Origin of the sequence: Xenorhabdus cabanillasii, from assembly GCF_003386665.1 — a bacterium.
GTDB lineage: Bacteria > Pseudomonadota > Gammaproteobacteria > Enterobacterales > Enterobacteriaceae > Xenorhabdus > Xenorhabdus cabanillasii.
Map to the genome: position 1 here is coordinate 3983701 of NZ_QTUB01000001.1, position 26784 is coordinate 4010484.

General features: G+C 42.3%; 16 protein-coding genes and 2 pseudogenes. 5 read left to right on the plus strand and 13 right to left on the minus strand.

Going from position 1 to position 26784, the window contains the following annotated elements; all coding sequences use genetic code 11:
• Positions 1-26: 26 nt before the first annotated feature.
• Both BDD26_RS17975 and rlmKL read right to left on the minus strand, forming a co-directional pair.
• Positions 27-1937, minus strand: a complete 1911-nt coding sequence (locus tag BDD26_RS17975) for an ABC transporter ATP-binding protein (RefSeq protein ID WP_115827326.1) — start codon at positions 1935-1937, stop codon at positions 27-29.
• A 4-nt stretch (positions 1938-1941) separates the two neighbouring features.
• Entirely contained in the window at positions 1942-4095 is a 2154-nt protein-coding gene (rlmKL, locus tag BDD26_RS17980) for a bifunctional 23S rRNA (guanine(2069)-N(7))-methyltransferase RlmK/23S rRNA (guanine(2445)-N(2))-methyltransferase RlmL (protein WP_115827327.1), read from the minus strand.
• Between the two features lie 83 nt (positions 4096-4178).
• Between rlmKL and BDD26_RS20430 the strand changes: the two are divergent.
• Positions 4179-4323, plus strand: a pseudogene (locus BDD26_RS20430) (type II toxin-antitoxin system Phd/YefM family antitoxin); the annotation flags it as partial.
• Between the two features lie 51 nt (positions 4324-4374).
• Here the strand turns inward: BDD26_RS20430 and BDD26_RS17985 are convergent.
• The 3 genes from BDD26_RS17985 to pepN form a co-directional block, all read right to left on the minus strand.
• Complete coding sequence (locus tag BDD26_RS17985) at positions 4375-4926, minus strand: cell division protein ZapC (RefSeq protein ID WP_115827328.1); 552 nt, start codon at positions 4924-4926, stop codon at positions 4375-4377.
• 170 nt (positions 4927-5096) lie between these two features.
• On the minus strand, positions 5097-6107 hold the full coding sequence (pyrD, locus tag BDD26_RS17990) for a quinone-dependent dihydroorotate dehydrogenase (RefSeq protein ID WP_115827329.1): 1011 nt from the start codon (positions 6105-6107) through the stop codon (positions 5097-5099).
• A gap of 212 nt (positions 6108-6319) precedes the next feature.
• Complete coding sequence (gene pepN, locus BDD26_RS17995; RefSeq protein WP_115827330.1) at positions 6320-8938, minus strand: aminopeptidase N; 2619 nt, start codon at positions 8936-8938, stop codon at positions 6320-6322.
• A 327-nt stretch (positions 8939-9265) separates the two neighbouring features.
• On the opposite strand from pepN, the gene pncB reads away from it, so the two are divergent.
• The 4 genes from pncB (at position 9266) to BDD26_RS18015 (ending at position 14949) form a co-directional block, all read left to right on the plus strand.
• Positions 9266-10480, plus strand: a complete 1215-nt coding sequence (gene pncB, locus BDD26_RS18000; RefSeq protein ID WP_115827331.1) for a nicotinate phosphoribosyltransferase — start codon at positions 9266-9268, stop codon at positions 10478-10480.
• Positions 10481-10704: 224 nt separating this feature from the next.
• The gene (gene asnS / locus BDD26_RS18005; RefSeq protein ID WP_115827332.1) at positions 10705-12105 is read left to right on the plus strand and encodes an asparagine--tRNA ligase; all 1401 of its coding nucleotides are present in this window, start codon (positions 10705-10707) and stop codon (positions 12103-12105) included.
• Positions 12106-12411: 306 nt separating this feature from the next.
• A complete protein-coding gene (locus BDD26_RS18010) occupies positions 12412-13515 on the plus strand; it encodes a porin (RefSeq protein WP_038269298.1) in 1104 nt (367 codons plus the stop codon).
• 243 nt (positions 13516-13758) lie between these two features.
• On the plus strand, positions 13759-14949 hold the full coding sequence (locus BDD26_RS18015; protein WP_038269296.1) for an amino acid aminotransferase: 1191 nt from the start codon (positions 13759-13761) through the stop codon (positions 14947-14949).
• A 103-nt stretch (positions 14950-15052) separates the two neighbouring features.
• On the opposite strand, the gene BDD26_RS18020 is transcribed toward BDD26_RS18015, so the two are convergent.
• The 8 genes and pseudogenes from BDD26_RS18020 to cmoM all read right to left on the minus strand — a co-directional run bounded on the left by BDD26_RS18020 (position 15053) and on the right by cmoM (position 26700).
• Positions 15053-15679 (minus strand): MBL fold metallo-hydrolase, encoded by a 627-nt coding sequence (locus BDD26_RS18020; protein WP_115827333.1) that lies wholly within the window; start codon positions 15677-15679, stop codon positions 15053-15055.
• A gap of 111 nt (positions 15680-15790) precedes the next feature.
• The gene (gene mepK / locus BDD26_RS18025) at positions 15791-16339 is read right to left on the minus strand and encodes a peptidoglycan L,D-endopeptidase MepK (RefSeq protein ID WP_038269294.1); all 549 of its coding nucleotides are present in this window, start codon (positions 16337-16339) and stop codon (positions 15791-15793) included.
• Positions 16340-16783: 444 nt separating this feature from the next.
• A complete protein-coding gene (ldtD, locus tag BDD26_RS18030) occupies positions 16784-18511 on the minus strand; it encodes a L,D-transpeptidase (protein ID WP_115827334.1) in 1728 nt (575 codons plus the stop codon).
• 333 nt (positions 18512-18844) lie between these two features.
• The gene (locus tag BDD26_RS18035) at positions 18845-19261 is read right to left on the minus strand and encodes a hypothetical protein (protein ID WP_115827335.1); all 417 of its coding nucleotides are present in this window, start codon (positions 19259-19261) and stop codon (positions 18845-18847) included.
• Positions 19262-19437: 176 nt separating this feature from the next.
• Positions 19438-23895 carry a chromosome partition protein MukB gene (gene mukB / locus BDD26_RS18040; protein ID WP_115827336.1) on the minus strand — a complete coding sequence of 1486 codons (4458 nt, stop codon included), beginning with the start codon at positions 23893-23895 and terminating at the stop codon, positions 19438-19440.
• Positions 23892-24614 carry a chromosome partition protein MukE gene (gene mukE, locus BDD26_RS18045; protein WP_038269289.1) on the minus strand — a complete coding sequence of 241 codons (723 nt, stop codon included), beginning with the start codon at positions 24612-24614 and terminating at the stop codon, positions 23892-23894. Before mukE ends, mukB begins: the two co-directional genes overlap by 4 nt.
• Positions 24595-25918, minus strand: a pseudogene (gene mukF, locus BDD26_RS18050) (chromosome partition protein MukF). The gene mukE and the pseudogene mukF overlap by 20 nt, the downstream one beginning before the upstream one ends.
• Positions 25915-26700, minus strand: a complete 786-nt coding sequence (gene cmoM, locus BDD26_RS18060; RefSeq protein WP_115827339.1) for a tRNA uridine 5-oxyacetic acid(34) methyltransferase CmoM — start codon at positions 26698-26700, stop codon at positions 25915-25917. The pseudogene mukF and the gene cmoM overlap by 4 nt, the downstream one beginning before the upstream one ends.
• Positions 26701-26784 lie beyond the last annotated feature (84 nt).

Below are 26784 nucleotides of genomic sequence, written 5' to 3' on the forward strand. Positions count from 1 at the left end.
ACTATCTGATATATATGCAGCAAATATCATCCATTTTTAATCATTTCCAGCTCCTGCCAGCGATCAAAAGCTTTTTCTAATTCTTGCTCTTTATCTGCCAGTTCCTGCAACACGTTTTGTATGATTTCGTGTGATTGATTAAAAAATTCTGGATCACTGACCTGAGTTTGTAGCTGTTCTATTTCTTGTTCCAACGTTTCCAATAATGATGGTAGTTGTTCTAACTCTCTGAGTAAATGGTAACTTATCTTATTATTTGAACGTTTCGTAGCTTCCTTAGTTTTAACTGGTTTGGCTTCCACTTTCTCTTTTTTCACGGAAGACTGACGTAAAGAGACTGTTTGTGCCCGTTGCTGCTGAGCATCAAAGTATCCCCCAACATAGTTATTGATCTCTCCATTACCTTCAAAAACCCAACATTCTGTTACTGAATTGTCAACAAACTGACGATCATGGCTTACCAAAATCACTGTACCGCTATAACCGTCCACGAGTTCTTCCAGTAACTCCAGCGTTTCAACGTCGAGATCATTGGTAGGTTCATCAAGAATAAGCAAATTACTGGGTTTCAGGAATAAACGTGCTAACAGCAGACGGTTACGTTCACCACCCGAAAGTGCCCGGACTGGTGTCATCGCCCGTTTAGGATGGAAAAGGAAATCTTGCAGATAACCCAAAACATGACGTGGACGCCCGTTTACTACCACTTCCTGTTTACCTTCGGCAAGGTTGTCCATCACCGTTTTGTCTGGATCAAGCGCTGCACGATGCTGATCAAAATAAGCAACTTCAAGTTTTGTTCCACAATGGATCCGACCACTATCTGCCGACAAATCTCCCAACATCAGCTTCAATAGTGTTGTTTTGCCACAACCATTCGGCCCGACTAAAGCAATTTTGTCACCACGTTGAATTTGAGCCGAAAAATTCTTGACTAATGACTTATCACCAATCTGGTAATTAACATTTTCCAGTTCAAACACAATCTTACCGGAGCGTGTCGCTTCCTCGACCTGCATTTTTGCCGTGCCCATAACGTTACGACGTTCAGAGCGCTCCACACGCAATGCTTTCAGTGCCCTTACCCGCCCTTCATTACGGGTACGACGTGCTTTAATTCCCTGACGGATCCAAACTTCTTCCTGAGCCAGCTTTTTATCAAATTCAGCATTCTGTAGTTCTTCAACCCGTAAAGCTTCTTCTTTGCCTTCAAGGTACTTATCATAATTTCCCGGCCATGAAATCAGTTTTCCACGATCCAAATCGACAATTCGGGTCGCCATACTGTGAATAAATGAACGGTCATGAGAAATAAAAACTAAACTGCCATTAAAATCTTTCAGGAAATTTTCCAACCATTCAATCGTATCAATATCAAGATGGTTAGTTGGTTCATCAAGGAAAAGAACTTTTGGTGAGCTGACCAAAGCCCTTCCTAAAGCGGCTTTACGTAACCAACCTCCCGACAAAGAAGATAACTTCGCTTCGGCAGGTAAAGAAAGCTGTTTTAATACATCATTAATGCGGCTGTCTAGTAACCAAAGACCGCGAATATCTAACACTTCCTGTAATTCCGCCAGCTGGTTGAGGTTTTTGTCGCTAGGATCTGTTTCTACCAGACGTGATACCTGATGAAACGCCTTAATATATTCCGCTTGCTCTTTCACTCCTTCAGCAACAAAATCAAATACTGTTCCTTCCACATCACGGGGAGGATCCTGTTGCAAACGGGCGACAATCAGATCCTGTTCATAGGTAACTTGCCCGTCATCCAGCATCTGTTCTTTCGCCAGTACACGCAATAAGGTAGATTTCCCTGCCCCATTGCAGCCAACCAGACACACTCTTTCATTTTCTTCGATATGCAGCTCAACATTATCCAATAACGGCGCATCACTGAATGATAACCAGGCACCAGATAAACTAATTAATGACATAATATTATTTTTCCTCGCCAACGTGACGCAGCAGCCAGCAGTTGTGGATCTGGCGGTTACGGGCAAAATCTTGAGATAAAGTTTTCTCTGTAATTTCTTCTGCCACCAGACCTAATTTTTCAAGTTCAGCAAAATCCATTTTAAAACCACGTTTATTGTTGGAGAACATTAAAATTCCGCCACGACGAAGCAAACGTTTCAGTCGTTCCATTAAAGTAATGTGATCACGCTGAACATCAAATGTATCTTCCATGCGTTTGGAATTGGAAAATGTCGGAGGGTCAATAAAAATCAGATCAAATTGCTCACTTGTCTGCTCAAGCCAACCCAAACAATCAGCCTGAATCAGGCGATGCTGACGACCAGTCAGGCCATTCACCTGTAAGTTTTTCTCAGCCCATTCAAGGTAAGTACGGGACATATCCACTGTAGTCGTCGAGCGCGCTCCTCCCAATCCAGCATGAACTGTTGCTGAACCGGTATAGGCAAATAAATTAAGAAAATCTTTCCCTTGACTCATTTCTCCCAATTTCCGTCGGGCAATACGGTGATCGAGAAATAGTCCTGTATCCAGATAATCTGTCAGGTTAACCCAGAATTTCGCCCCATACTCATTTACCAAAAAGAATTCTTTCTTCTCAGCGAGTTTTTCATATTGATTTTTGCCTTTCTGACGCTGACGGGTTTTCAGGATCAACTGATTAGATTGCAATCCGAGCACATTCATTGTTGCACTGATCACATCAAATAGGCGCTGACGAGCTTTATTAGCATCAACAGATTTAGGTGGTGAATATTCCTGAACAATAACTTTATCAGCATAGCGATCAACTGCTACGTTATATTCCGGCAAATCTGCATCATATAATCGATAGCAATCAATACCCTGCTGCTTAGCCCATTTACTCAGCTTCTTCTCATTTTTACGCAGGCGGTTCGCATAATCTTCGGCAATACCGCTATCCAATGATTGAGGTTTGTCTGATAATTGCTCGCTTTTCTGGATGGAAGAGTTTGTCTGGATAAAATAATTTTTCTGAACACAATCCAAAGGGCCATTTTTCGCTTTAAACTCACGTTCAGCCCGCAATTGCAGGCAACTCAACAATTCTGGTGAAGCACTGAATAGAGATAAGCGCCAGCCCGGAAACCGGTTTTTTATGATCCGGCCAAATACACTGTGTAAAGCAATCAGTGCAGGCTCACTTTCAAGACGTTCGCCGTAAGGCGGGTTACTCAATACTGTCCCCATTCCCCCTTCTGGCAATGGATTTTCCAGCTTACTCGCATCTCCCTGCTGGAACTGGATCAATTGGGAAACGCCAGCCCTTCTGGCATTTGAGCGCGCCATATCCATAACCCGACGGTCAATATCTATACCAAAAAAACGGGAAGTTGTTTCTTGCAGTCCCTTTCGGAAACGTACCTGTGCTTCAGTGATAACTTCACGCCAGATTGTTTCATTAAATTTCAGCCATGAAGTGAATCCCCAATGTTGACGGCGTAAACCAGGGGCACAATCTGCCGCTATCATTGCCGCTTCAATCAACAACGTTCCTGAACCACACATCGGATCAACCATCGGAGTGCCCGCATTCCAACCAGAACGCAAGACAATCGCTGCGGCCAAATTCTCTTTTAAAGGAGCTTGTCCGGCCAAATCACGATAACCACGGATATGTAATCCGTCTCCACTTAAATCCAGGGAGACAGTTGCCTTTTCTTGATTCAGGAAGACATTAATGCGGACATCCGGCTGTTGCTTAGCAACATCAGGACGCTGTTTTATCTTACGAACAAAACAATCAACAATGGCGTCTTTTACTTTCAGAGCACCATATTGTGTATTTCTGATTTCTTCATTTGTACCACTAAAATGGACTGAAAATGTACTATCTACTGAAAAAATCTCAGTCCAGTCAATAGATTGAACTCCAAGATACAGGTCCAGATCACTGTATACCTTGAATTCATTAAGTGGCAGCAGGATACGGGATGCCAGCCTGCTCCAGAGCAGGCTTTTATACATTACCCGTTCATCGCCTTTAAAATGAACCCCGCCTTGGGCAATCTTACAGGATTGCGCACCCAATATTTCCAGTTCGTTCTTTAACAGTTCTTCCAGTCCACGTGCCGTGCTGGCAAAGAGAGAGTTCATGCTATTATTCACCAAAAAATTTACCACCAAAAAATTGCTGCCATTATAGCTAATACCGGCAACATGTCATAAGGTTGCTCACTCTGAACAAAAATCAACCTGCTTTTTTATTGTGTTACTGAGGAGCTGTACGAAAAAATACCGGAGACTCTCGATGATCAGGTATTAGTTAAGACAGTGAAAGAGAGGGAAAATCAGTCCTTGGTTGATGCAGATCAATATTTATAAGCTATAAAGTTAATTTGTGGTCTTCCTATAATACAATAACGTTAGATTACCTTAAATCACCTTGTCATATATAGGTGCCTGGGCGGGTTCAATATAAGGCATTAAACGATCATTCATTATTTTGATCGGATCGCAAAAATTCATCACGCGATCACCGAGATCTAATTTTTGCTGCACTAATAAGCATACGCTGGCACTATCTCCAGCTTCAGCAACCATAAACAAAATTTCTGTTCCATCGTTTTGTAAACGCACCTGAACAATTTCTCCTTGTTCCGGTTTAGTAATTAAAGAAAAAACAGAAAAATACCAGCTTCTTGGCATTTGCGGTTTCATAAAGCGAAATGCAACTAATCCATTTAGCGCTAATTCAGCCCTGAGTTCTGGTGCAATATTAATGCGGCGGGAATATTCTTCGAAAGTATAATAAAGTGCTGCATCATCGACAGAAAAACAGCTTTCTTTCATCGTGGTTGCATAAGTAGTTAACATTTTGGCAGGAAAGCGGGAACGAAAAACCATACCATTAGCAAGATCGAGCATGACACGATTATGCTCGGCATCAAAATACCAGTGCCACTGATCATCAGGTCTAATTCTCATTGGTTACCTTTTTATGCTCAAAATAGTTTACTTGTTTAAAAATAAACACCACCATCATGGAAATTCAAAAGAATTGATAAAAGATTAGTCTGTCAGACAAAATATAGACGAATTGGGGGCAGAAATAAACCCCCAACATAAAACCTTCAACACAAGATTACAGCGAATACTCAGATATAATTGACAATATCTTTGATTAATTTTGGCCCTTTATAAATAAAACCAGAGAATATCTGAATCAATGAAGCTCCTGCTTCCATTTTTTCTCTGGCAGAAACCAGGGAGTCAATTCCACCAACACCAATAATTGGTATTTCACCTTTTAATTCCTGAGAAAGACGTCGAATAATCTCTGTGCTACGCAGTTGTACAGGGCGGCCACTCAAACCACCCGCCTGCTGATAGTGACTCAATCCTGCAATAATCTTTCTATCTAATGTGGTATTAGTCGCAATAACACCATCGATGTCATGGCGCATTAAACTATCTGCGATTTTTACTAATTCTTCTTCTGTCAGGTCTGGCGAAATTTTCACAGCAACAGGAACGTACTTTTGATATTTTTGTTGTAGTTCACTTTGTTTATTTTTAATCGCAGATAAGAGATCATCCAGTGCTTCACCATACTGTAATGTTCTCAGACCCGGTGTATTAGGTGAAGAGATATTAATCGTAATATAACCTGCATGAGGATAAACTTTATCCATACAAATTAAATAATCATCTTTACCATTTTCTACTGGTGTATCTTTATTTTTACCAATATTAATTCCGATAATTCCGTCATATTTTGCTCTTTTGACATTCTCGACCAGATTATCAACGCCAAGATTATTAAAACCCATCCGATTAATAATGCCTTCCGCTTCAACAACGCGGAATAACCTCGGCTTATCATTCCCGGCTTGTGGGCGTGGCGTTACTGTACCAATTTCAACAAAACCAAATCCCATTGCACCAAATGCATCAATGCAATCACCATTCTTATCAAGACCAGCGGCTAAACCAAGAGGATTTTTAAATGACAATCCCATACAAGTGACGGGTTTAGTAGCAACTGATTGGCGGATGAGGAATTCGAAAGGAGTATCGGTAACAAGTTTAAGCTGGCGGAAAGTAAGTTCATGTGCTTGTTCCGGATCAAGCTGGAACAATGCCTTTTTTAGAAGAGAATAATACATGTAATCTCCTGCAAGCATAATGACAGGTCATGGTGACAGTGAAATAAGCGCGGAGCATCTTAAAGAGATCCTGCCAAAATGTAAACGTAGCGAAGAAGATATTTTTCAGTGTATTTCTGTAATAACAAATTGCTATGTTAGCAAGTTATCGACAGAAGAAGATCTGAACAGCAAAATATCCTCCGGCTATTGCCGGAGGCAAATATGATAACTCAGCTTTCAAGAGCCCTGGTGATTTTTTCAAACAGATCACCAGATAAGTTTTCCAGTTCTTTCAGCTCTTCTAAAGTAGCACGCATCAGCGCCTGACGTTTTTCATCGTAACGTTTCAGACGAATCAATGGTTCAATCAAACGTGATGCCACTTGTGGATTCCGGCTGTTCAGGTCAGTCAATACTTCTTTCAGGAACTGATAACCACGCCCATCTTCAGCATGGAATGCTACTGCGTTATTGGCAAAGAAAGTTCTCAGCAACGAATAAACCCGGTTTGGATTACTCAGACTGAAAGAACGATGCTTCATCAGGCTACGAACTTTATCAAGTACATCAAACGCCGGGCTAGTGGCCTGAAGAATAAACCATTTATCCATAACCAAACCATCTTGATGCCAACGTTGATCAAATTCATCCATCAGCTGATAACTACAAGGCAATTCTGCCGCCATCGCCGCAGATAACGCAGCAATAGTATCCGTCATATTATCAGCCTGATAATATTGGGCTGCAATTAATTTATCTGCCAGTCCCTTATCTTCAATAAAGGCTAAATAATGCAGACAAATATTGCGTAATGCACGTTTCGCAATATTCTGATGATCCACACGATATGTTCCTGTGTGAATATTATGATAAACAGCAGCGAACTCATCCGCCATTTCATTAGCCAGACTACGCGTGATAGCATAAAGCACTTCATGGATAACCTGTGGATCAATCACCGTGAACAACTCTGCCATTTCATTTTCAGACGGCAGTGTCAGGATCAGGGCGGCCAAAGCAGGATCGATATCCTTATCCCACAATACCGCACGAAATGCATCAATCACATGTATTGGCAGCTCTATTAACTGAGATTGCTGATAGCGGGCAACATTCAGTTTTACGTAATTAGCCAACAGCGCTTGTGCGGCATCCCAACGGGAAAACTCATTACGAGCATGCTTCATTAAGAACGCCAATTGGGTATCACTATATGGATAATCCAGTTTCACTGGTGCCGAGAATTCACGTAATAAAGAAGGAATCGGCTGTGACGGAACATCATCAAATACAAATGATTGTTCTGCATTGATAACATTCAGGACATGGTGAACCAACTGACCATCACGACACAGTGGGATTACCCGGCCATTCTCATCATACAACTCAATATCCAGTGGAATATGTAGTGGCAGTTTCTCTTTCTGATCGGCAGTTGGTGGTGTCATCTGACTGACATGCAGAGTATATTGCTGTTTTTCTGCATTGTATTCATCGCGGACAGTCACTACCGGAGTACCGGATTGGCTGTACCAACGACGGAATAATGTCAAATCAACGTTTGAAGCATCTTCCATCGCCTGAACAAAATCATCACAGGTTGCTGCGCTACCATCATGACGATGAATATAAAGCTGCATTCCCGCCTGAAATTGTTCCTCACCCAACAATGTATGGATCATTCGGATTACTTCCGAACCTTTCTCATAGACTGTCAGCGTATAGAAATTATTCATCTCCATCACTTGATCAGGGCGGATAGGATGCGCCATTGGGCTGGCATCTTCAGCAAACTGCGCTGCGCGCATAACACGCACATTATTAATACGGTTAACAGAGCGTGAACCTAAATCAGAACTGAATTCCTGATCACGGAATACCGTCAACCCTTCTTTCAGACTCAACTGGAACCAGTCACGGCAAGTGATCTTATTTCCCGTCCAGTTATGGAAATATTCATGACCAATCACGGCTTCAATGCCGAGATAATCTTTGTCTGTTGCCGTTTCAGTTTTAGCTAATACATATTTGGAGTTAAAGATATTCAGCCCTTTATTCTCCATCGCCCCCATATTGAAGAAATCAACAGCGACGATCATGTAAATATCAAGGTCATACTCCAACCCAAAGCGAGTCTCATCCCACTTCATGGAGTTTTTCAGTGATGTCATTGCCCAATCGGCACGATCCAAATTACCCCGGTCTACAAACAGCTCCAGAGCAACTTCACGACCACTACGGGTAATAAAAGTATCATGCAAGACATCAAAATCCCCCGCCACCAACGCGAACAGATAAGAAGGTTTCGGGAATGGGTCCTGCCATTTCACCCAATGGCGCCCATCATCAAGCTCTCCCCGCTCAACACGGTTACCATTAGACAATAAGAAAGGATATTTAGACTTATCTGCGGTAATACGGGTCGTAAAACGAGCCAGTACATCCGGTCTGTCCAGATAATAAGTAATGTTACGAAAACCTTCCGATTCACACTGCGTACACAGAGCATCCCCTGACACATACAGCCCTTCAAGTGCAGTGTTAGCAGATGGATGGTTTTCATTAACAATCTTCAGAATAAACTGCGCGGGTAATTGTTCTATGATTAATTTATCATCCTGCTCCTGATAATGTTCCCACGCTGTATTATTAATATGAATACTCTTCAGTGTGAGATTTTCCCCATCCAAAATGAGTGGTGTAATGTCATTAATCAGACGTTTTACCTGGCTGGTTGCCGTTACAGTTGTTTTATCTGCATCCAGAACAAAATCGAGATCAATATCTGTAATAGTGTAATCTGGCGCTTTATAATCCAGACGATGTTTAACAAGCCGCTGTTGTGTCATAAGAAACCTTTTTCATTACTTGATTGAGAAGCTAACGCTGCCACAGAGATCCCACCCTTTCAATCTTGAAATCTCTTTTTTTCGAATGTTAATCATTTATTAAATAAAGGTATAAATGATGTAACCAGAATATTGGTGCTTTTGTGCTAATTATCATCTCATATTGTATTTAACATGATATCATCTATAAATTGATCAACCTTAATCTCTATTGTCCGGAAAAATATATGTGATTATGTGGCTTTAATAACAAAATAATCGCGGTATACTCTTCCGACTTTATCGATTTAGCAGACACAAATGCTCCGCGAGGATGCTTGACGCGCCATGACTTTAGACGCTACCCCGATTATCAAATCACTGCTTGACACTGATGCTTATAAATTTCATATGCAGCAAGCAGTGTACCACCATTACAACGATATTCCTGTTGTTGCAGAATTTCGTTGTCGTGGTGATGAGCTACTCGGTGAATATGCCGAGGAATTACGTCATCAAATTAATATGATGGCTGATTTAGCCCTGACAGAACGCGAAGCTGAATATCTTTCCAGTTTACCGTTCTTTAAACAAGATTATCTGGACTGGTTCAAAACTTTTCGTTTTAACTCAGAACAGGTCGACGTTTCTGTTACTGATAAGGGACAGTTAGCTATCAGAATTTCAGGTTTATGGCGTGACGTTATTCTATGGGAAGTCCCACTGCTTGCCTTAATTAGTGAACTGGTTCACCGTCACCGTTCTCCTGAAATAAAACCAGAAGTGGCTGTCAGTCAGCTCAGAAAATTAATCGAGCTGTTCCATCAAGACGCTACAGCAGAAAATATCGATTTGTCCGGTTTCAAATTGATGGATTTCGGCACTCGTCGCCGTTTTTCATATGAAGTGCAGTATGCCATCGTCAAGGAGCTGAAAGAGAGCTTCCCTTATCTGATTGGCACCAGTAACTACCAACTGGCACAACAGCTGGATCTGGCACCTCTCGGCACACAAGCTCATGAGTGGTTTCAAGCACATCAACAAATCAGCCCTGAACTTGCCAACAGCCAGCGGGCAGCATTACAGACTTGGTTGAATGAATATCCAGAGCAGTTAGGCATTGCCCTGACCGATTGCATTACGATGGATGCATTCCTGCGGGATTTTGATAAATCCCTCGCTACTGCTTATATCGGCCTGCGCCATGACTCCGGTGACCCAATCGAATGGGGTGAAAAAGCGATTGCACACTATCAATCTCTGGGTATCGATCCACTGACCAAAACGTTGGTCTTTTCGGACAGTCTGGATCTGCAAAAATCACTGGCTCTCTATCAACATTTTTACAAGCGAATCAATGTCATGTTTGGCATTGGCACACGGTTGACCTGTAATATTCCGGGCATAAAACCGCTGAATATTGTGATTAAACTTGTTGAATGCAATGGTAAACCAGTGGCTAAGCTATCTGACAGCCCCGGCAAAACCATTTGTGAAGATGTTGAATTTGTCAACAGATTACGCAGAGCGTTTGATATACCGGAAATGAAAAAAGCCGTGTAGTTTCCGGTATGGTTTCTACTGATTGTTTCCGGTATAACCTGACACATTCCGGTTATGCCGGGAAGAAAAATAACTTTTCTCTTTATTTCCCCGTTAATCCCCTTAATTTCTGCTTGTTTCCTGTGAGATGACAAGTAAGATAAGGAGCCATAGTGTCGTTTGACACTATTTACAATAAATCTAATTAACTATTTCACTATTATATATAAAGAAGAGAGAAATTTATGAGCGTAGCGCCTGTAGTCGATGTACTGCAAGGCCGTGTTCCGGTTGGCAACGAAGTCACCGTCCGCGGCTGGGTACGTACAAGGAGAGATTCTAAAGCTGGTATCTCATTCCTGGCCGTCCATGACGGTTCCTGCTTTAATCCATTACAGGCCGTCGTTAATAATAATTTACCTAATTACCAGGATGAAGTTCTGAATCTGACTACTGGCTGCTCTGTGGAAGTGACTGGCACAGTAGTAGAATCACAAGGTAAAGGCCAGAGTTTCGAACTGCAAGCAACCAAAATAGTTGTTGTTGGTATGGTGGAAGATCCTGATACATATCCAATGGCGGCGAAACGCCACAGCATTGAATATCTGCGTGAAGTGGCCCACCTCCGCCCACGTACCAACCTGATTGGCGCAGTTGCTCGTGTTCGTCACACTCTGGCACAAGCTCTGCATCGTTTCTATCATGAGAAAGGTTTCTTTTGGGTATCTTCTCCCTTGATCACTGCTTCAGATACCGAAGGTGCGGGTGAAATGTTCCGCGTTTCCACTTTGGATCTGCAAAACCTGCCACTGACGGATAAAGGTGACGTTGATTTCAGTAAAGATTTCTTTGGACGTGAAGCCTTCCTGACAGTATCTGGTCAGCTGAACGGTGAAGCCTATGCCTGTGCATTGAGTAAAGTCTACACCTTCGGGCCGACTTTCCGTGCTGAAAACTCCAATACCAGCCGCCATCTGGCTGAGTTCTGGATGCTTGAGCCAGAAGTCGCTTTTGCCGATCTGAACGATATCGCCAAACTTGCTGAAGAAATGCTGAAATATGTCTTCAAGGCAGCGTTGGCAGAACGTGCTGATGATCTGGCGTTCTTTGCAGAACGTGTTGACAGCGAAGTCATTACCCGACTGGAAAAATTTGTTGACTCAGACTTTGTTCAGTTGGATTACACTGATGCCATTGAAATTCTGGAAAACTGTGGTCATCAATTCGAAAACCCTGTTTACTGGGGTGTTGATTTGGCATCTGAACATGAACGCTATCTGGCAGAGAAGCACTTTGGTGCGCCAGTTATCATGAAAAACTATCCGAAAGACATCAAAGCCTTTTACATGCGCATGAATGAAGATGGCAAAACTGTTGCTGCAATGGATGTTCTGGCGCCGGGCATTGGTGAAATTATTGGTGGTTCCCAACGTGAAGAGCGTCTGGACATGCTGGATAAACGCATGGAAGAAATGGAACTGAATAAAGAAGATTACTGGTGGTATCGTGATCTGCGCCGTTATGGCACCGTTCCTCATTCTGGTTTCGGTCTGGGATTTGAACGTCTGGTGGCTTATGTTACTGGTGTATCAAATGTACGCGATGTTATCCCATTCCCACGGACACCAAGAAACGCAAGTTTCTAATGAATCAGATTAATAAATGAGCAAAATTTAATCCTAAGAAAAGCCAGCATTTGCTGGCTTTTTTCACTCTATGGCGTAAACAGCGCAAAAAAAGTTCCTTGACATTTACAATTTGAAATATCTATTTTCATTTTGTTACTAATTTTGTGCTTTTGTAGCATTTTGAAGGTGGATAAAACCTATAACCAATGGAACACTGAGCGCAGATTAATAAGACACTTGATACCCATAAATAGTTCCAAAAACTTTATTGTTCTGTTTCTGGCAGTAACAGATGTCTGAATAACACCAATGAGGGTAATAATAATGAAGCGCAATATTCTTGCAGTGGTAATTCCAACTTTGCTGGTTGCTGGTACAGCAAACGCAGCCGAAATTTTCAACAAAGACGGTAACAAACTGGATCTGTACGGTAAAGTAGATGTGCGTCATCAGTTATCTGATAAAAGAAGCGGTGAAGATGGTGATGCTTCTTACGCTCGTATCGGCATCAAAGGCGAAACTCAGATCACTGATCAACTGACTGGTTTCGGTCGTTGGGAATACAACCTGAAAGCTCACACTGAAGAAGGTAATCAAGAAACTGCTACTCGTCTGGCTTTCGCTGGTTTGAAATTCGCTAACTACGGTTCACTGGATTACGGTCGTAACTATGGCGTAAACTACGACATTAACGCATGGACTGACGTACTGCCAGTTTTTGGTGGTGACTCCATGGCTAAGACTGATAACTATATGACTGGCCGTGCTACTAGCCTGCTGACCTACCGTAACACTGACTTCTTTGGTCTGGTTGATGGTCTGAACTTTGCTCTGCAATATCAGGGTCAAAACAGCACTCGTACTAAAAACAAACGCAATGATGATAAAGCAAACGGTGATGGTTACGGTCTAGCTGTTACTTATAACATAGTTGACGGTCTCACTGTTGGTAGTTCTTACGCTAACTCTACTCGCGCAAATAACCAATGGAATACTGGCTATGCTCACGGCAAACGTGCTGAAGCATGGAACATTGGTGCTAAATACGATGCTAACAATGTATATCTGGCAGCAATGTACGGCGAAACCCGTAATATGACCTCTGGTTCAGCAAAAATTGGTGGCGTAGCATACAAAGGTACTGCTAATAAGACTCAAAATGTCGAATTGGTTGCACAATATCTGTTCAGCGACTTCGGTTTGAAACCATCTCTGGCTTATGTCCAATCTAAAGGTAAAGAGCTGGGTGAAGACAAAAAACATTACAACGCAGACTTGATTAAATACGTTTCTGTAGGTACTTACTACTACTTTAACAAAAACCTGTCTACTTATGTTGATTACAAAATCAACCTGCTGGACAAAAACAAAGGTGGCAATGCAAACGCTCGCAACGTATTCGGTGTTGGCCTGACTTATCAGTTCTAATCACTTGCTGATAAACTGTTTAGCGAAAAGTCAAACATATTTATCTCAGAAAAGCAGCGCTCCGGCGCTGCTTTTTGTATTTTATTCCACTGTTTTTATTAACGATTTTCTTCACTCCGTAAACTACTTCACAAGATTTTATTCTTTTTACTACAAGTGGTTGGCAAATGAGTTCCTTAAGGTTACCCTGAGCAACGTATAAGTTATTTTGGGCTTAACTCTCCAAATTTTGGAATTGAAAAAATGTTTGAGAAAATCACAGCAGCGCCTGCCGACCCCATTCTTGGTTTAGCGGATAGTTTTAAAGCAGATCCCCGCGAAAATAAAATCAACCTGGGTATTGGTGTCTACAAAGATGAAACCGGTAAAACCCCTGTTCTGACCACCGTTAAAAAAGCAGAAAAATTCCTGCTGGAAAATGAAACCACTAAAAATTATCTGGCAATTAGCGGATTACCGGAATTTGGTCGTGTAACTCAAGAACTGCTCTTCGGCAACACCAGCGCCATCGTTACTGAAAATCGCGCCCGTACTGTACAAAGCCCAGGCGGAACAGGTGCACTGCGTATTGCCGCTGATTTTATTGCTAAACAAACCAATGCCAAACGTGTTTGGATCAGCAACCCGACCTGGCCAAACCATAAAGGTGTTTTCGCCAGCGCAGGTTTAGAGATCCGCGAATACAACTATTACGATGCAAAAAAACACACACTGGATTTCGAAGGTATGCTGGCAAGTCTGTCTGAAGCACAGGCAGGTGATGTTGTTCTGTTGCATGGCTGCTGCCATAACCCAACCGGTATTGATCCAACTGCTGAACAGTGGCAGAAACTGGCAGATTTATCTGCGGCAAATGGCTGGTTGCCTGTATTCGATTTCGCTTATCAGGGCTTTGCCAAAGGTCTGGATGAAGACGCTGAAGGTCTGCGCATTTTTGCCAAAAATCACCATGAACTGCTCGTTGCCAGCTCTTACTCCAAAAACTTCGGCCTGTACAATGAGCGTGTAGGTGCTTGCACCATCGTTGCAGCAGATAGTGACACCGCAGAAAAAGCATTCAGTCAGGCGAAATCTATTGTTCGTACCAACTACTCTAACCCACCAGCGCATGGTGCATCTGTAGTAACAACCATTCTATCCAACGAAGAACTGAAAGCAGAATGGGTTCAGGAATTGGCAACAATGCGCGAACGTATTCAGCGTATGCGCCAGTTGTTTGTAAACACTTTGCAGGAAAAAGGGGCAAAACAAGATTTCAGTTTCATCATTGCTCAAAATGGTATGTTCTCATTTAGTGGTCTGACTAAAGAACAAGTTGAGCGCCTGCGTGAAGAATACGCCGTTTATGCGGTCAGCTCTGGTCGTATTAACGTAGCAGGCTTAACACTGGAGAACATGGTTCCTCTGTGTGAAGCTATCGTTGCTGTACTTTAACTTTCATGGTATATAAAGCATCCTGATAATAAAGCCGCTTGTTTAGCGGCTTTATTATTTTTTACCTCAAGATCCTCTGAGTCTGAAAGGTTATCGCTCAGCTTTACAAAAAAGGGTTGTTTTTTCGCTCATGGCCCAATGTTGACATTGGCCCATGTCCGGGAATGAATTGATAATCATCTCCCAAAGGTAACACTTTTTCTTTGATAGATTGGATCAACTCATCATAATTTCCGCCCGGAAAATCCGTGCGCCCGATACTGCCTTTAAACAGTACATCCCCCATTGAGATTAATTTCTCAGTATGGTTGGCAAAGATGATATGTCCTGGTGTGTGCCCCGGACAATGCAAAACAGAGAGCTGGATATTGCCAATTTGTAATGTATCTCCTTCATCCAGCCAACGTTCAGGGGTAAAGGATGGGCATTCTTTGACACCAAACATCTGACACTGAACCTCTAATGCTTCTATCCAATAAGCGTCGTCTTTATGCGGCCCATGAACCGGCACATTAAAATGAGTGGCAATATCAACAGTTGCACCAACATGATCAAAGTGACCATGTGTCAGTAAAATTTGGGTTAACTTTAACCCCCGACGTTCTATTTCAGATATCAGTTTTTCAGCTTCACCACCGGGATCAACAATTGCAGCCTCCAGAGTTTCCTCGCACCAGATCAACGTACAATTCTGCATCGCAGCGGTGACAGGCATAATGTGGTATTTCATTGTATTGCTTAACTCCACAATCAGGACAAATTATTAATATACCTAATAAATTTTCAAGCTGTAGCATAACGGACAGTAAAGCAACTTGAAAAATGAAAGAATATAATAAGATTACCACGTCCTGACCGGGCCTGTATCAATATGAATAAAATTACTTTTTGGATAGAACCCTACACCACCTGCTCTCATCTTCAATGCCGCCTTACAAATATGTGTCAGCTCCACCCCATTGATATGAAAATCCATTGCCTGACCACGGGTATGATAACTATGTTTTGCCACGCCAGAGCTTTTATGGCGCAACATATTATTAGTTTTTAATGAACGATAGCCCGATATCAACTGAACAGATTTATTTATTCCCATCATCATTTGTAATAAGTAAATCTGGTCAAATAACTTCGGATCAATTGTTTTGATTTCATTTTGGCGATAATCACGGAATAAATAATTAAGGCGGGTAAGTTCGGACTTATTATAATGACGACCGTCAAAAAATTCGGCTTTAATGGTTTCTCCGGTATGGAGATTATCTATACGCAGGTTTCTGGGGCGTGGAGTTGTCAATGTAGCTAATGCATGTTGAGGTAAAAAACCTAACCCCAATGCAACCATACTTACGCCGAGCCACTTACGGCGGTTATGATCAATATTATTCATGTATTATGCCCTGCTATTCTATGATTTATCCCCTATTGTGTCTTTCAAGATATAACTTTATTCTTTACTGACTGTACCTTGAAATCTATAGAGGTATATGGATAATTTCAAAAATATATTAACAATTATATTTAATAAATTAACAATACAGCAACAGACAAAAAGTAGTTTCTATTATTTTTGTATATTACTGTAAGTTTACCAGTTAATATTTGTGATCTGCTTTACATATCACGATTTATATTAAACGAAATTTAAATATTTATGTTGAATTAATGAAAAATATCATTTGATCGGATCAAGATAATTACGTTATAAATAAAAGAAAAACAATCGGAAAGGATATAAAATGAGTGGCAGAAAAAATAGCAGTGAGGATATAAATTCCTTGCCCTCACTGCTTAGATGCGATTATTAATTTTTTCATTCATGATTTAATAAAAACTATGGTGACAAAGTATCGCTTTTGATTGCCAAAATTTGGGACACCAGTTCAGATTTTTTTCTGGCATTATTATCATATTTATAAATATCTGCCCGATATTGAGGCTTTCCTTTTTCATCGACCCACGCTGTCTGATAATAAAGGAATACTGGGATTTTTTTCGGTATATTCACATACCTTGTTGTCCACGTTTTTAAAGAATTACTCACACGACTTTTATCCCAACCCGCATCTCCCAATAGCATATTGGCCAATTCAGGTGCTTTGTTAACACGCACACAACCTGAACTAACCGCTCTCATTTCTCGATTGAATAGAGCCTGATTTGGCGTATCATGCAAATATATCGCTTCTGAATTTGGCATATTAAATTTAAACCGCCCTAATGAGTTAGTTGGGCCTGGAGCTTGCCGTATCCGATAAGGGAAATTGCCGGGTGTTATCACTCGCCAATTAATTGATGATGGATTGATAACTGTAGCATCACTATGCCAACTGGAAAAAACAGTATAACCACGGCTACGAAAATAATTAGGATCACGCATAGCTCTTGGCGCTATATCTTTGCGGGTCATACTGACAGGAACAGTCCAGGGAGGGTTGATTACCACATTATTCATCTCACTGCTCATAATCGGTGTCTTTCGGCTTGGACGTCCAACAACGACTTTAGAAGTTAAGACTTTCTCACCATCCAGATAATAAAATAACGAGTAATTCGGAATATTCACCAAAATCGCGGTGGGAAGATTGTCAGGAATGATACGTAACCGCTGCATATTCAAGGCCATAATTCTGGCACGGGTTTGTGGCGTAGTATTTAACCATACTCTTGTAGATTGCCCAATAACACCATCAGCGGATAATCCATGTAAAGATTGAAAACGTTTTACAGCAGCAACTAACTCTTTATTGTAGACCTTATTTTCGGGCCTGACTGCCGATGATTCCAAAGTACCAGCTCGAATCAATATATTTCTTAATGCGATAATACTTTTACTACTTTGTCCCGGTCTTAACGTTTCTTTCATCGAAAATTCAGACCATGGCTGTTTATCCGATAATTGTTTTAGCATCTCACTGCGCATATTTTCATACATAGAATGATTAGGAGACAATCCCGAAATATAATCACTAAGGCTATTACTAGAAATATGCTTTTGCCACTTCTCAATTGAATCAGAAGAAGGTAAATCAATTTTATAAGGTGTTTTGCCATATAACCATAAATCTCCTTTATTATGAATATTATTAATGAAATGAAGATAACCTAGCATAGCATCAGATAGAATAATATCTCGTCCCATATCACTTAATTCAGGAGAATTAAGTTGCACAAGCCATTGCCCAAATTGGGGCTGAAATCCAGCTAACGATAAATCAAATAATTGCCGTTCAAAATACTGTATAGCATTTTTATCCCTCCATAACGGCTTCATGTTATTTACCGAATATAATCTGGCTAATTGTTCAGAGAAAACAAAAGTTATTTTTCTCGGCAATAAGTTCTGTAATTGTTTCTTACTTTCTTCAAGAGAACTTGTTGAAAATACAGAAGCTATCTGAGTAGAGGTTATGTTGATATCTGCTTTTTTTTGTTTCCCTGAAAATTGCTGGACATCATTTGCTATCAATCCATTTTGTTGACTTGCAAAGGTTCCTTCTGATACCACTAATATGCTATAAATAAAATAAAATTTCAGTAATCTTACCGTGTTGTTTGCCATAAGAGTTCACCTCGATTTTTATGTATACCCCTCTTTTTCATAGAGACAACTTTGTCGGCTGCATTCATCAGCCTTAGCACTGTACATGAGATTTACTGGGTATATCTGGCTATCCAATGACTTATTCTAATTATCGGCAGAGCTATTTTATCAAAAGAAAATAATAGTAATTATATACATAATTACTTATTAAGACAGGAAGCTTTTCAATTATATCCAATTACATGAGTCAAAAGAAAATTTTTACTATAATAAGTCAGATTATGTTAATCCTAAAAAAGAAAAGGCACTTGAAATGCCTTTAATAAGAAATAAATATAATAAACTTTCATATTAATATTCTGAGTTAATCACCACCTCTTCTCCAAATTTTCCTGCTTTAGGTAAAGGCTGATAAGAAGAATTGGATGCTCTCAGAATACGAATACCACGAATATTCAATTCACGGACAGCAGCAATATCGGCATCTGCATCCCCATAATAAATTTTCAGTTTATGATCTCTCATCCAGCTAATTTTATTATTCTTACCAGGATCATCAATATCAAACCCGACGGCCATTAGCGGCTGATTTTGCAAACTTTTTTCAATTTGCTCTACGGAGACCCAATGCACTGCCTGACGTTGAGAAAGTTCTACCGCCGTGCCCCCTGAACTGATTTGTTCTGGCATTTGTATTTTTGCCTGAGCTGTACCGTTTAAACCAACAGCAAGCGCAATTACACTAAATGCCAACATCACCTTGCGCATCATTTTTCCTTCTTATTACCTTGGATGCCTGATAGCATGGAATGATAAGCACTCTTATTTCAATAAAATGAAACTTCATGCACATATTTCAAAACGTTATTATTATCTTTATAAATTAAAAAGCCGTCATTTAATTGAATGACGGCTTTAACTTATTAATTTAGAATAAATTATCTTCAGAATATCGCTTGAGCTTGCTCTTGCCGCTGTTCAATAGCAGGTACTTCCTGCCCAAAACCTCGTAATCCAACAACATGCACATGTTCCTGGTTATTGAAAATTTTACGCACCAGTTTATAAGTTGTTCCTTTCTCTGGGCTGATATTTTCTGGCGCTGCGATAATTAACTGCATGTGCAGGCGTTCACATAATTCAAACAGTGTCGCAATTGATTTCGCATCCAAACGGGCCGCTTCATCAAGGAACAGCAAACGACATGGAGAGATATCTTTACCACGCAGACGACGGGATTCTTCTTCCCAACTCTGTACAACCATAACCAGAATTGACATCCCCGTACCAATCGCTTCACCTGTGGAAAGTGCCCCACTTTCCGCTTTCAGCCAACCATCCGAGCCACGGTTTACCTCGACTTCTAATTCAAGGTAATTACGATAATCCAGTAGTTCTTCACCAATCGTTTGTGGTAAACGTTGCCCCATATCGATTTGCGGATTCAAGCGCTGATAAAGTTTGGCCATTGCTTCCGAAAAAGTCAGACGCTGGCTGTTAAACAGATCCTGGTGCTGCTCCTGCTGCTCAGAAAGCACGTCCAGTAAAACAGAGTGGCTTTCACGTACATTCACATTCAGGCGCACACCACCCACCTGACCAAATGCAACAGTTTGCAACCCCTGGTTCAACATACGAATACGGTTCTGCTCACGCTGAATAGTTTTACGGATGATATTGGCTACACTTTTAGAGCTAATTGCTAATTTTTGCTCACGTGCTGTCAATTCTTCTGTTAAGCGAGCCAGTTCAATTTCCATCTGTTCAATGGCATCAACTGGATCATCGGTACGAATAATATCCTGACGAATTCTCTCACGCAGATGTTGATACACAGCGACAAAGAACTGAATCTTACGTTCAGGACGTTTCGGATCTTCAGACAATCGCAATGCATCACGCAAATGCTCATTATCCGCTACCGCAAGACGCAGCGCTCCCAACGCCTTATCTGACATTGAACGTAACGCATCGCCATCCATATAAGCCAGTTCACGACGATGGAGACGACGTTCAACTCCATTGTCTTTCACCATCCGCATCACAGCACACCAGCCAGCTTTAGAAGCAACCACCTGCTCACGCTTCAGATAATAATCACGTTCAGATTTACGCAGCTTTTTCTGGAGGTTTTCTATTTCGGCCTCACAGAATGCAATTTGTTTCTCAAGCTGGTTAATTCGGGAACGATTAGTTTGTACGGCAGTATGGAGCTGATCACGACGTTCACGGGCGCGACTTTCTGCATTGGCATCAGCCTGAACACCGATCTCTTTCATCTCTTGCTCAAGTTCCTGCAACATATCCCGTTTAGTGTCATAAGAACTTTTCAGTGAGGCCAATACCTGACTAAACTGGACACATTGCGATTGCTGCTGACGCAATTGTTCACGGGCACGGCGGCGATCAGATTCCGCATGTTCAAGACGCTGACGCAATTTGTCATTCAGGTCACTATTTTCACTGAGCATTCCCGCCGAGTCGCTGTAACTGAAATGTGCACGACGTTGCACCACTTCAGTCAGAGCAAAAGCCTGTTGTTTAGCTTTGATTTGACTGTGCTTAGCCGTCTCATAATCCTGCTGTAACTGTTCATGTTGTTGGGGATCACTTTGTAAAACGGAAACCAATGGCTCAAGTTTACTCAGCGCACTACCATGCTGTTGTAAGAAACGTGCCGCATCTTGTGCTTCACTCATTTCTTCACGCACGGTTTCTACACGGTCAATCAGTGTTTCATCCAACAAAATTGTGACTTGTGGAATCAACCGATTCAGTGCAGACAAACTCTCTTTTACCTGAGACTGTCTTTGTTGATGTTGTTGAGTCTGGATCTCAAACTGTGACCATTCTCGTTCCAGCTCTGTACGGCGCTGGTTCAGGCTACGGATTTCAACTTCCGGATCGTTATCAAACGCTACGGATAAGTGTTTACCAACAAAACGGCTGAAAGCCTGATGTGCGCGTTGGATTTTCTGTACATCAAATGAAAGCGTCGCGTAACGCTCTGCCAGACTATCACGCTCCAGGCTGAGAGCTTCCAGACGGTTTTCTCTTGCCGCCCGCCCGAAAAGTGGCATTTCAGGATAACGGGAATAGCGCCACTGGCGATCGGAAGATTTCACCAGAACTGCATTTTCCTGCTCTTCAAAATGGAATACGCTGTCATCGAATGATTGTGGATCACCCTCGATCAGATAGAGATCTTCCGGGCAATCTTCCAACGCTTCCAGATGTGGGCGTACCAGCGAGAGATCTGGTACAACAATCGCATGACGTGCAGGGCCATACAACGCAGAGAAATAAGGTGCATCGTCAATGGTAATGTCATCGTAAATCTCTGAGAGCAGAACTCCGCCAAAACGCTCCGCCAGTGCCAGCAATCGGCTATCTTCTGCACCACTCGGCTGGCTCAGGCGCTCGATCTGTTTTTCAAGTTCACGTTTCTGTGTCGCCACATCGTCACGTTCAACAGTGATTTCACGCTCTTGTTCCAGCAACTGCTGCATATATTCCGTAACATCATTGCCACTTTCGAACGTTTCACCACTCTGCTCACTAAGTTGGTTCAGCATTTCCTGCGCAGCCAGCCAAACAGGGGCACGTGATGTCAATTCTTGAATTTTCTGCCTGAGCTGCTCAAGTTCTTGGCGCATCTGCATACGGTGCTCACCGCTTTCATGCGTACTCTGGCTTAATTCTTCCAGCTGAGCTTCTAATTCATCCTGCAATGCTTGCAGATCTTCCGCCTGATATTGCTGATGATGGCGTTTACAAAATTCTTCCAGCAAGCGCTCTGCGTTTTGCTGGCTGTTCAACCGTTGTTCCAGTTCAGCCAGTTGAATACGCAATGGTTGAATACGATCAGCCAAATGACGCTGAGATGACCATTCACGCAGTACTTCGCGAGCACTTTGCCATGCTTCGCTTCGGCTGACTTCACCAACAATACTTTTCACCAGCTGGTAAGCTTGCTCGAACTGGCTATGGGCGGCATCGGCCACACTCAGCTTTTGTTCCAATGACAACAGAGCTTCTGTTGCCTGCTGTTCTTTAGCCTGATAGGTTTCTTGCCATTTTTCTGCATTTTCTATCGACAATTCAGGAAGCTGGCAAAACTCACGGGCACGTTCCAACGCTTGCAATGCCTGCTGGTATTGAATTGCGCGGGTTTGTTGTACATCTAATGCCTGCTGATAATCAGCAAGCTGGCTTTTCAATTCGTCAACTTCCTGTTCAGCCGCCTCAGACACCGCCTCATATTCCGCCTGCAATTCTTTCGCTTCTTCAACGACTTCAGTTTGCTCTTCCAGTCGATAAGTCAGCTCTTCAACATCCGACTGGTAACGGTCAATTTTCTCCTGCTGACGCATGGCTGTTTGAACCAGATTCAGATGATCACTGGCCGCCTGATAATCCATCTCCAAATCAGAAGATGCGTCACTCTGTTCAGCAAGTTCCCGCGCCATCTCAACATGACGATACTGTTCCGTCACTAGTTGACGACGGCCCCCAAACAATTCACTACGTAAAGCCAGTGCTTCATCTAAATGGATGCGGCGCTCGTTAGCATGACGCATGTAATCAGCGGAAACATACGCCGTCGCTTCAGTGATAAGATGCTTAAATAAGTCGCGGTCATATTGAGTGACACGAATTGCTTCCAGCGTAATACGGTTTTCACGCAAAGCGGCTTCCATATCCTGAAATGCTTTTCTGACACCACTATTTTCTGGCAATAAATAATCACGCAATGAACGGGTAATGGCACTGGAAATCCCGCCATACAGCGATGCTTCAATCAGACGGTAAAACTTGCTGCGATCACTGGCAGAGCGTAAACGCTTCGGGATCACGCCTAAATCAAACATCAAGGCATGGTAGTCAGCGATGGAGTTGAACTGTTTGAATTGGACGCCATCCATCTCATCAAGGCGCTCTTTCAGTTCATTTAATGGCAGAACCCGTGCCTGACGTTCGCTGATGTTTTCGGTTAATAACTGTGTCGGCTGTATTGATGCAGGGACGCCCTGGATCATAAAGGGCTTGATATCAACTTTTCGGTCTCGTCCGGCAACCTGCTGCAAACGTACACCGGCAATAATCCGCTGATGACGGGAATTAACAACATCCAGTGTAGAATAACAAACTCCTGCACGCAGTTTTCCGTGCAAGCCCTTATCACGGGAACCACTGGTTGCGCCTGCCTCCGTGGTATTACGGAAATGCAGTAGCGTCAGGTCAGGGATCAGAGCCGTGACAAATGCTGCCATCGTCGTGGATTTACCCGCACCATTACCACCCGATAACGTGGTTACCAGTTCGTCAAGATCAAACGTTCTGGCAAAAAAGCCGTTCCAGTTAACAAGTGTCAGTGAGCGAAATTTACCGCGTTCAATCATGACTGCTTATCCTCCGCACCTTCTGCTGAATGCACCGATGCTTCTTCGTGTTCATTACCTTCTCGCGATAAACTACTTTCCACCGACATCGCCTCTCCATCGCGGATCATCCGTAACTGGGCTTCACGTGGATCATCACCGCTACGTACATCTGCACCGAAACGAAATACAGCTTCGGTGATCGTAAATTTATTACTGTCATTTTGCAGGAAATAGACCATTCCCAAACGACGCAAACGGTTTAAGGAAGTACGTACTTTTTCCTGTAGTTTTTGTTTATCCAAATCAGAGCCAGTTGAACGTTGGTTAACCAATTTCATCAGTTTGTTTTCATCTGCCAGTGACAACAGCTCTTCATAAAGCTCCTGGTAAGTAAATATGCCCTGATTGGACAAGCGCTCCGGGCTGAGATAGAGATAGCACAGGATCTTACCCACCATCATGTCCAACTCAGACAAAACAGAGCGGGAAATCAGCGTATTTGAACGCGGACGTAAGTAGAAAAAACCTTCTGGTGCACGAATTAACTCGACGTTATAACGTGAGTAAAATGTTTCCAACTCTTCCTGAAAATCCATCAAAAAAGCATGATTATCAAGATTATCCATTCCAATATGCCGACCCGAACGAAGCTGGCTGTCTAATTCTGGAAAAAGTGTGTTGGATAATGCCTGAGCCAGTTTAACTGGCATAAATTGTTCAATATGTGTCGATGACATGTGCCTGCACCTTGGCTCCGTAATCATTAATCGCTAACCATTCCGCTGGCAACCCAGAGAAATCCGCTTCTGCAACGCCCAACCGTACCGCCTGATCCACCAGAATACGTGCCACATCAAAATGACGCTTGCGGGGATGTTGAGCAAGGTAGTCACGCAATACCGCACCTAAATCCAATGGAAGTTTGGCCTGTTGGTAAATTGCCAGTGCCTGTTCCACCATTTCCGCCAGTTGCTCATTGATTTCACTAAACTCTTCGTATTCCATCTCTGGTGGCAATTCACCCATGACTTCTTCATTATGCAATGTCAGCTCGTCATCACGCATATCCAGCAAACGCTCTGCATTCGCGACAGTCAGTACCCATGGGTTATCAAAATAGTGTTGGATAGATTGGCGAAGACGCTGGGCAAAAATGCGGTTTTTATCCATATCAATAGCAGTTCGAATAAATTTGTGAACATGGCGGTCGTAACCGATCCAAAGGTCAATAGCCTGCTGCCCCCAGCTAATAATACGGTCGAGTTTGTTTTGCAGATCAAAAGTAAGTTTATCCACCTGTTCAGAGCCACCATGTACCATATTGGCATCCTGGATCCGCAGTAGATTAGCCTGTAGTTTATCACCGGCCGCCTCCAGTGTGTCCTGAAGTTCTCTCAGGGTTCCAGAGGTTTCAGACAGTAGCTGCTCACAGTTGGCGATAGCTACCTGCCAATCCTGATTAAGCAACGCCGCAATATCTGCTTTTACGCTGTCTTGTTGCTCATCCATGATGCGCTGAGACATATCAATACTGTCAAATATTTCAGCTACTGAATATTTAAGTGGCGCAAACACATTGCGATGCCAATGAAATTCATCACCACCTTCTTCAGCAGCCTCAGCTGCACGATGCAGTTCATTGGCAACGATGGAAAGCTGCATGGAAAGACGCAACGTAGAGAATTCACGCTGACGAATATAATAATCACTAATGCCAATCCCTAATGGGGTCAGGCGATAGATAGCACTACCCTCAGCTAATTCACTGGTAAAACGGCTAAGCAGCTTTTGGCGTACCATATCGTTAATGGCATTGTTCGCCCTAACCGCAACAGCTTCCGCAGTTTGTTCAAAACCTTTACAAACCTCCCGGAAAGCATCAACCAGCTCTCCTTCACTCATTTCGCCATCAAGACGTTCACTATTCAATACAGCAATTGCCATCAAAAAAAGCCAACCGCTCTGGTGGCAACGAAATGGAAAAATCATTCTTTCTGGCCCAGGACACAAGTTCAGGAACAGTCTGGGAATATTCACTCATAATTCGCTCTTTAAGGTAGGCTTGCGTGCCATCACATGAATATAGCGCCCAAGGCTGATATAGGGCTCTTGTCTGCAATAACGTTGTTCAAGTTCTAGCAGCGCTGGAAAATCTGTATTTTGCAATTGGCGACTTTGCAGATAGTCGTGAAAAACCCTGACTCCTGTTTTTCCGGTTATTTCCATATTGAGTTCAACGAGCCATTGATATACCTGTTCGGGCACTAATGGATTATGTGGCGATAAAGAACGCTTACGGCGACGCTGAATATTTGGCGTTGCCAAATGAAAATTACCCAAAATGGCATTACGCATAACTAACCCATTAGCATTATAAAACATTAATGAGAGTGCACCACCGGGCGTTATTATATCTCCCAATATTTCTATCGCATCTTTTTGATCGGTGATCCATTCCAATACCGCATGGAACAGAATTAAATCAACGAACTGTTCAATATGTCGGTGAATTTCCTGTACCGGGCTTTGGATAAATTGCATCTGATGAAGAACGCCACGTTCTTCTGCATTACTTTTTGCCCGTTGGATCATTTCTTCAGAGAGGTCACATAATATTACCTGATGGCCTAATTCAGCTAATTGGCAAGCCATATTCCCTTCACCGCCCCCTGCATCCAAAATACGCAGTGGTTGTTGAGGTAAATGGTTCAGCAATTCTTTGATATCCTGCCAGACAACGGCCTGTCTGATTTTACCTTTGGTTGTGCCGTAAATATTACGCGAAAATTTGTCTGCAATATCATCGAAATTGCGATCCCGCATGAAAAACTGCCTCACTTATCAACTAAGTTTGATATATCTATTGAATATTTATGCTGTCTATTGCTATTTTTTTACTATTGTTAT

Coding starts and splice junctions, on each gene's coding strand:
- BDD26_RS18020 (WP_115827333.1), bottom strand. CDS start 15,679: ATGAAATACCACATTATGCCTGTCACCGCTGCGATGCAGAATTGTACG.
- asnS (WP_115827332.1), top strand. CDS start 10,705: ATGAGCGTAGCGCCTGTAGTCGATGTACTGCAAGGCCGTGTTCCGGTT.
- pyrD (WP_115827329.1), bottom strand. CDS start 6,107: ATGTATTATTCTCTTCTAAAAAAGGCATTGTTCCAGCTTGATCCGGAA.
- BDD26_RS18010 (WP_038269298.1), top strand. CDS start 12,412: ATGAAGCGCAATATTCTTGCAGTGGTAATTCCAACTTTGCTGGTTGCT.
- BDD26_RS18035 (WP_115827335.1), bottom strand. CDS start 19,261: ATGCGCAAGGTGATGTTGGCATTTAGTGTAATTGCGCTTGCTGTTGGT.
- pepN (WP_115827330.1), bottom strand. CDS start 8,938: ATGACACAACAGCGGCTTGTTAAACATCGTCTGGATTATAAAGCGCCA.
- cmoM (WP_115827339.1), bottom strand. CDS start 26,700: ATGCGGGATCGCAATTTCGATGATATTGCAGACAAATTTTCGCGTAAT.
- ldtD (WP_115827334.1), bottom strand. CDS start 18,511: ATGGCAAACAACACGGTAAGATTACTGAAATTTTATTTTATTTATAGC.
- mukE (WP_038269289.1), bottom strand. CDS start 24,614: ATGTCATCGACACATATTGAACAATTTATGCCAGTTAAACTGGCTCAG.
- BDD26_RS17985 (WP_115827328.1), bottom strand. CDS start 4,926: ATGAGAATTAGACCTGATGATCAGTGGCACTGGTATTTTGATGCCGAG.
- mepK (WP_038269294.1), bottom strand. CDS start 16,339: ATGAATAATATTGATCATAACCGCCGTAAGTGGCTCGGCGTAAGTATG.
- BDD26_RS17975 (WP_115827326.1), bottom strand. CDS start 1,937: ATGTCATTAATTAGTTTATCTGGTGCCTGGTTATCATTCAGTGATGCG.
- BDD26_RS18015 (WP_038269296.1), top strand. CDS start 13,759: ATGTTTGAGAAAATCACAGCAGCGCCTGCCGACCCCATTCTTGGTTTA.
- mukB (WP_115827336.1), bottom strand. CDS start 23,895: ATGATTGAACGCGGTAAATTTCGCTCACTGACACTTGTTAACTGGAAC.
- rlmKL (WP_115827327.1), bottom strand. CDS start 4,095: ATGAACTCTCTCTTTGCCAGCACGGCACGTGGACTGGAAGAACTGTTA.
- pncB (WP_115827331.1), top strand. CDS start 9,266: ATGACTTTAGACGCTACCCCGATTATCAAATCACTGCTTGACACTGAT.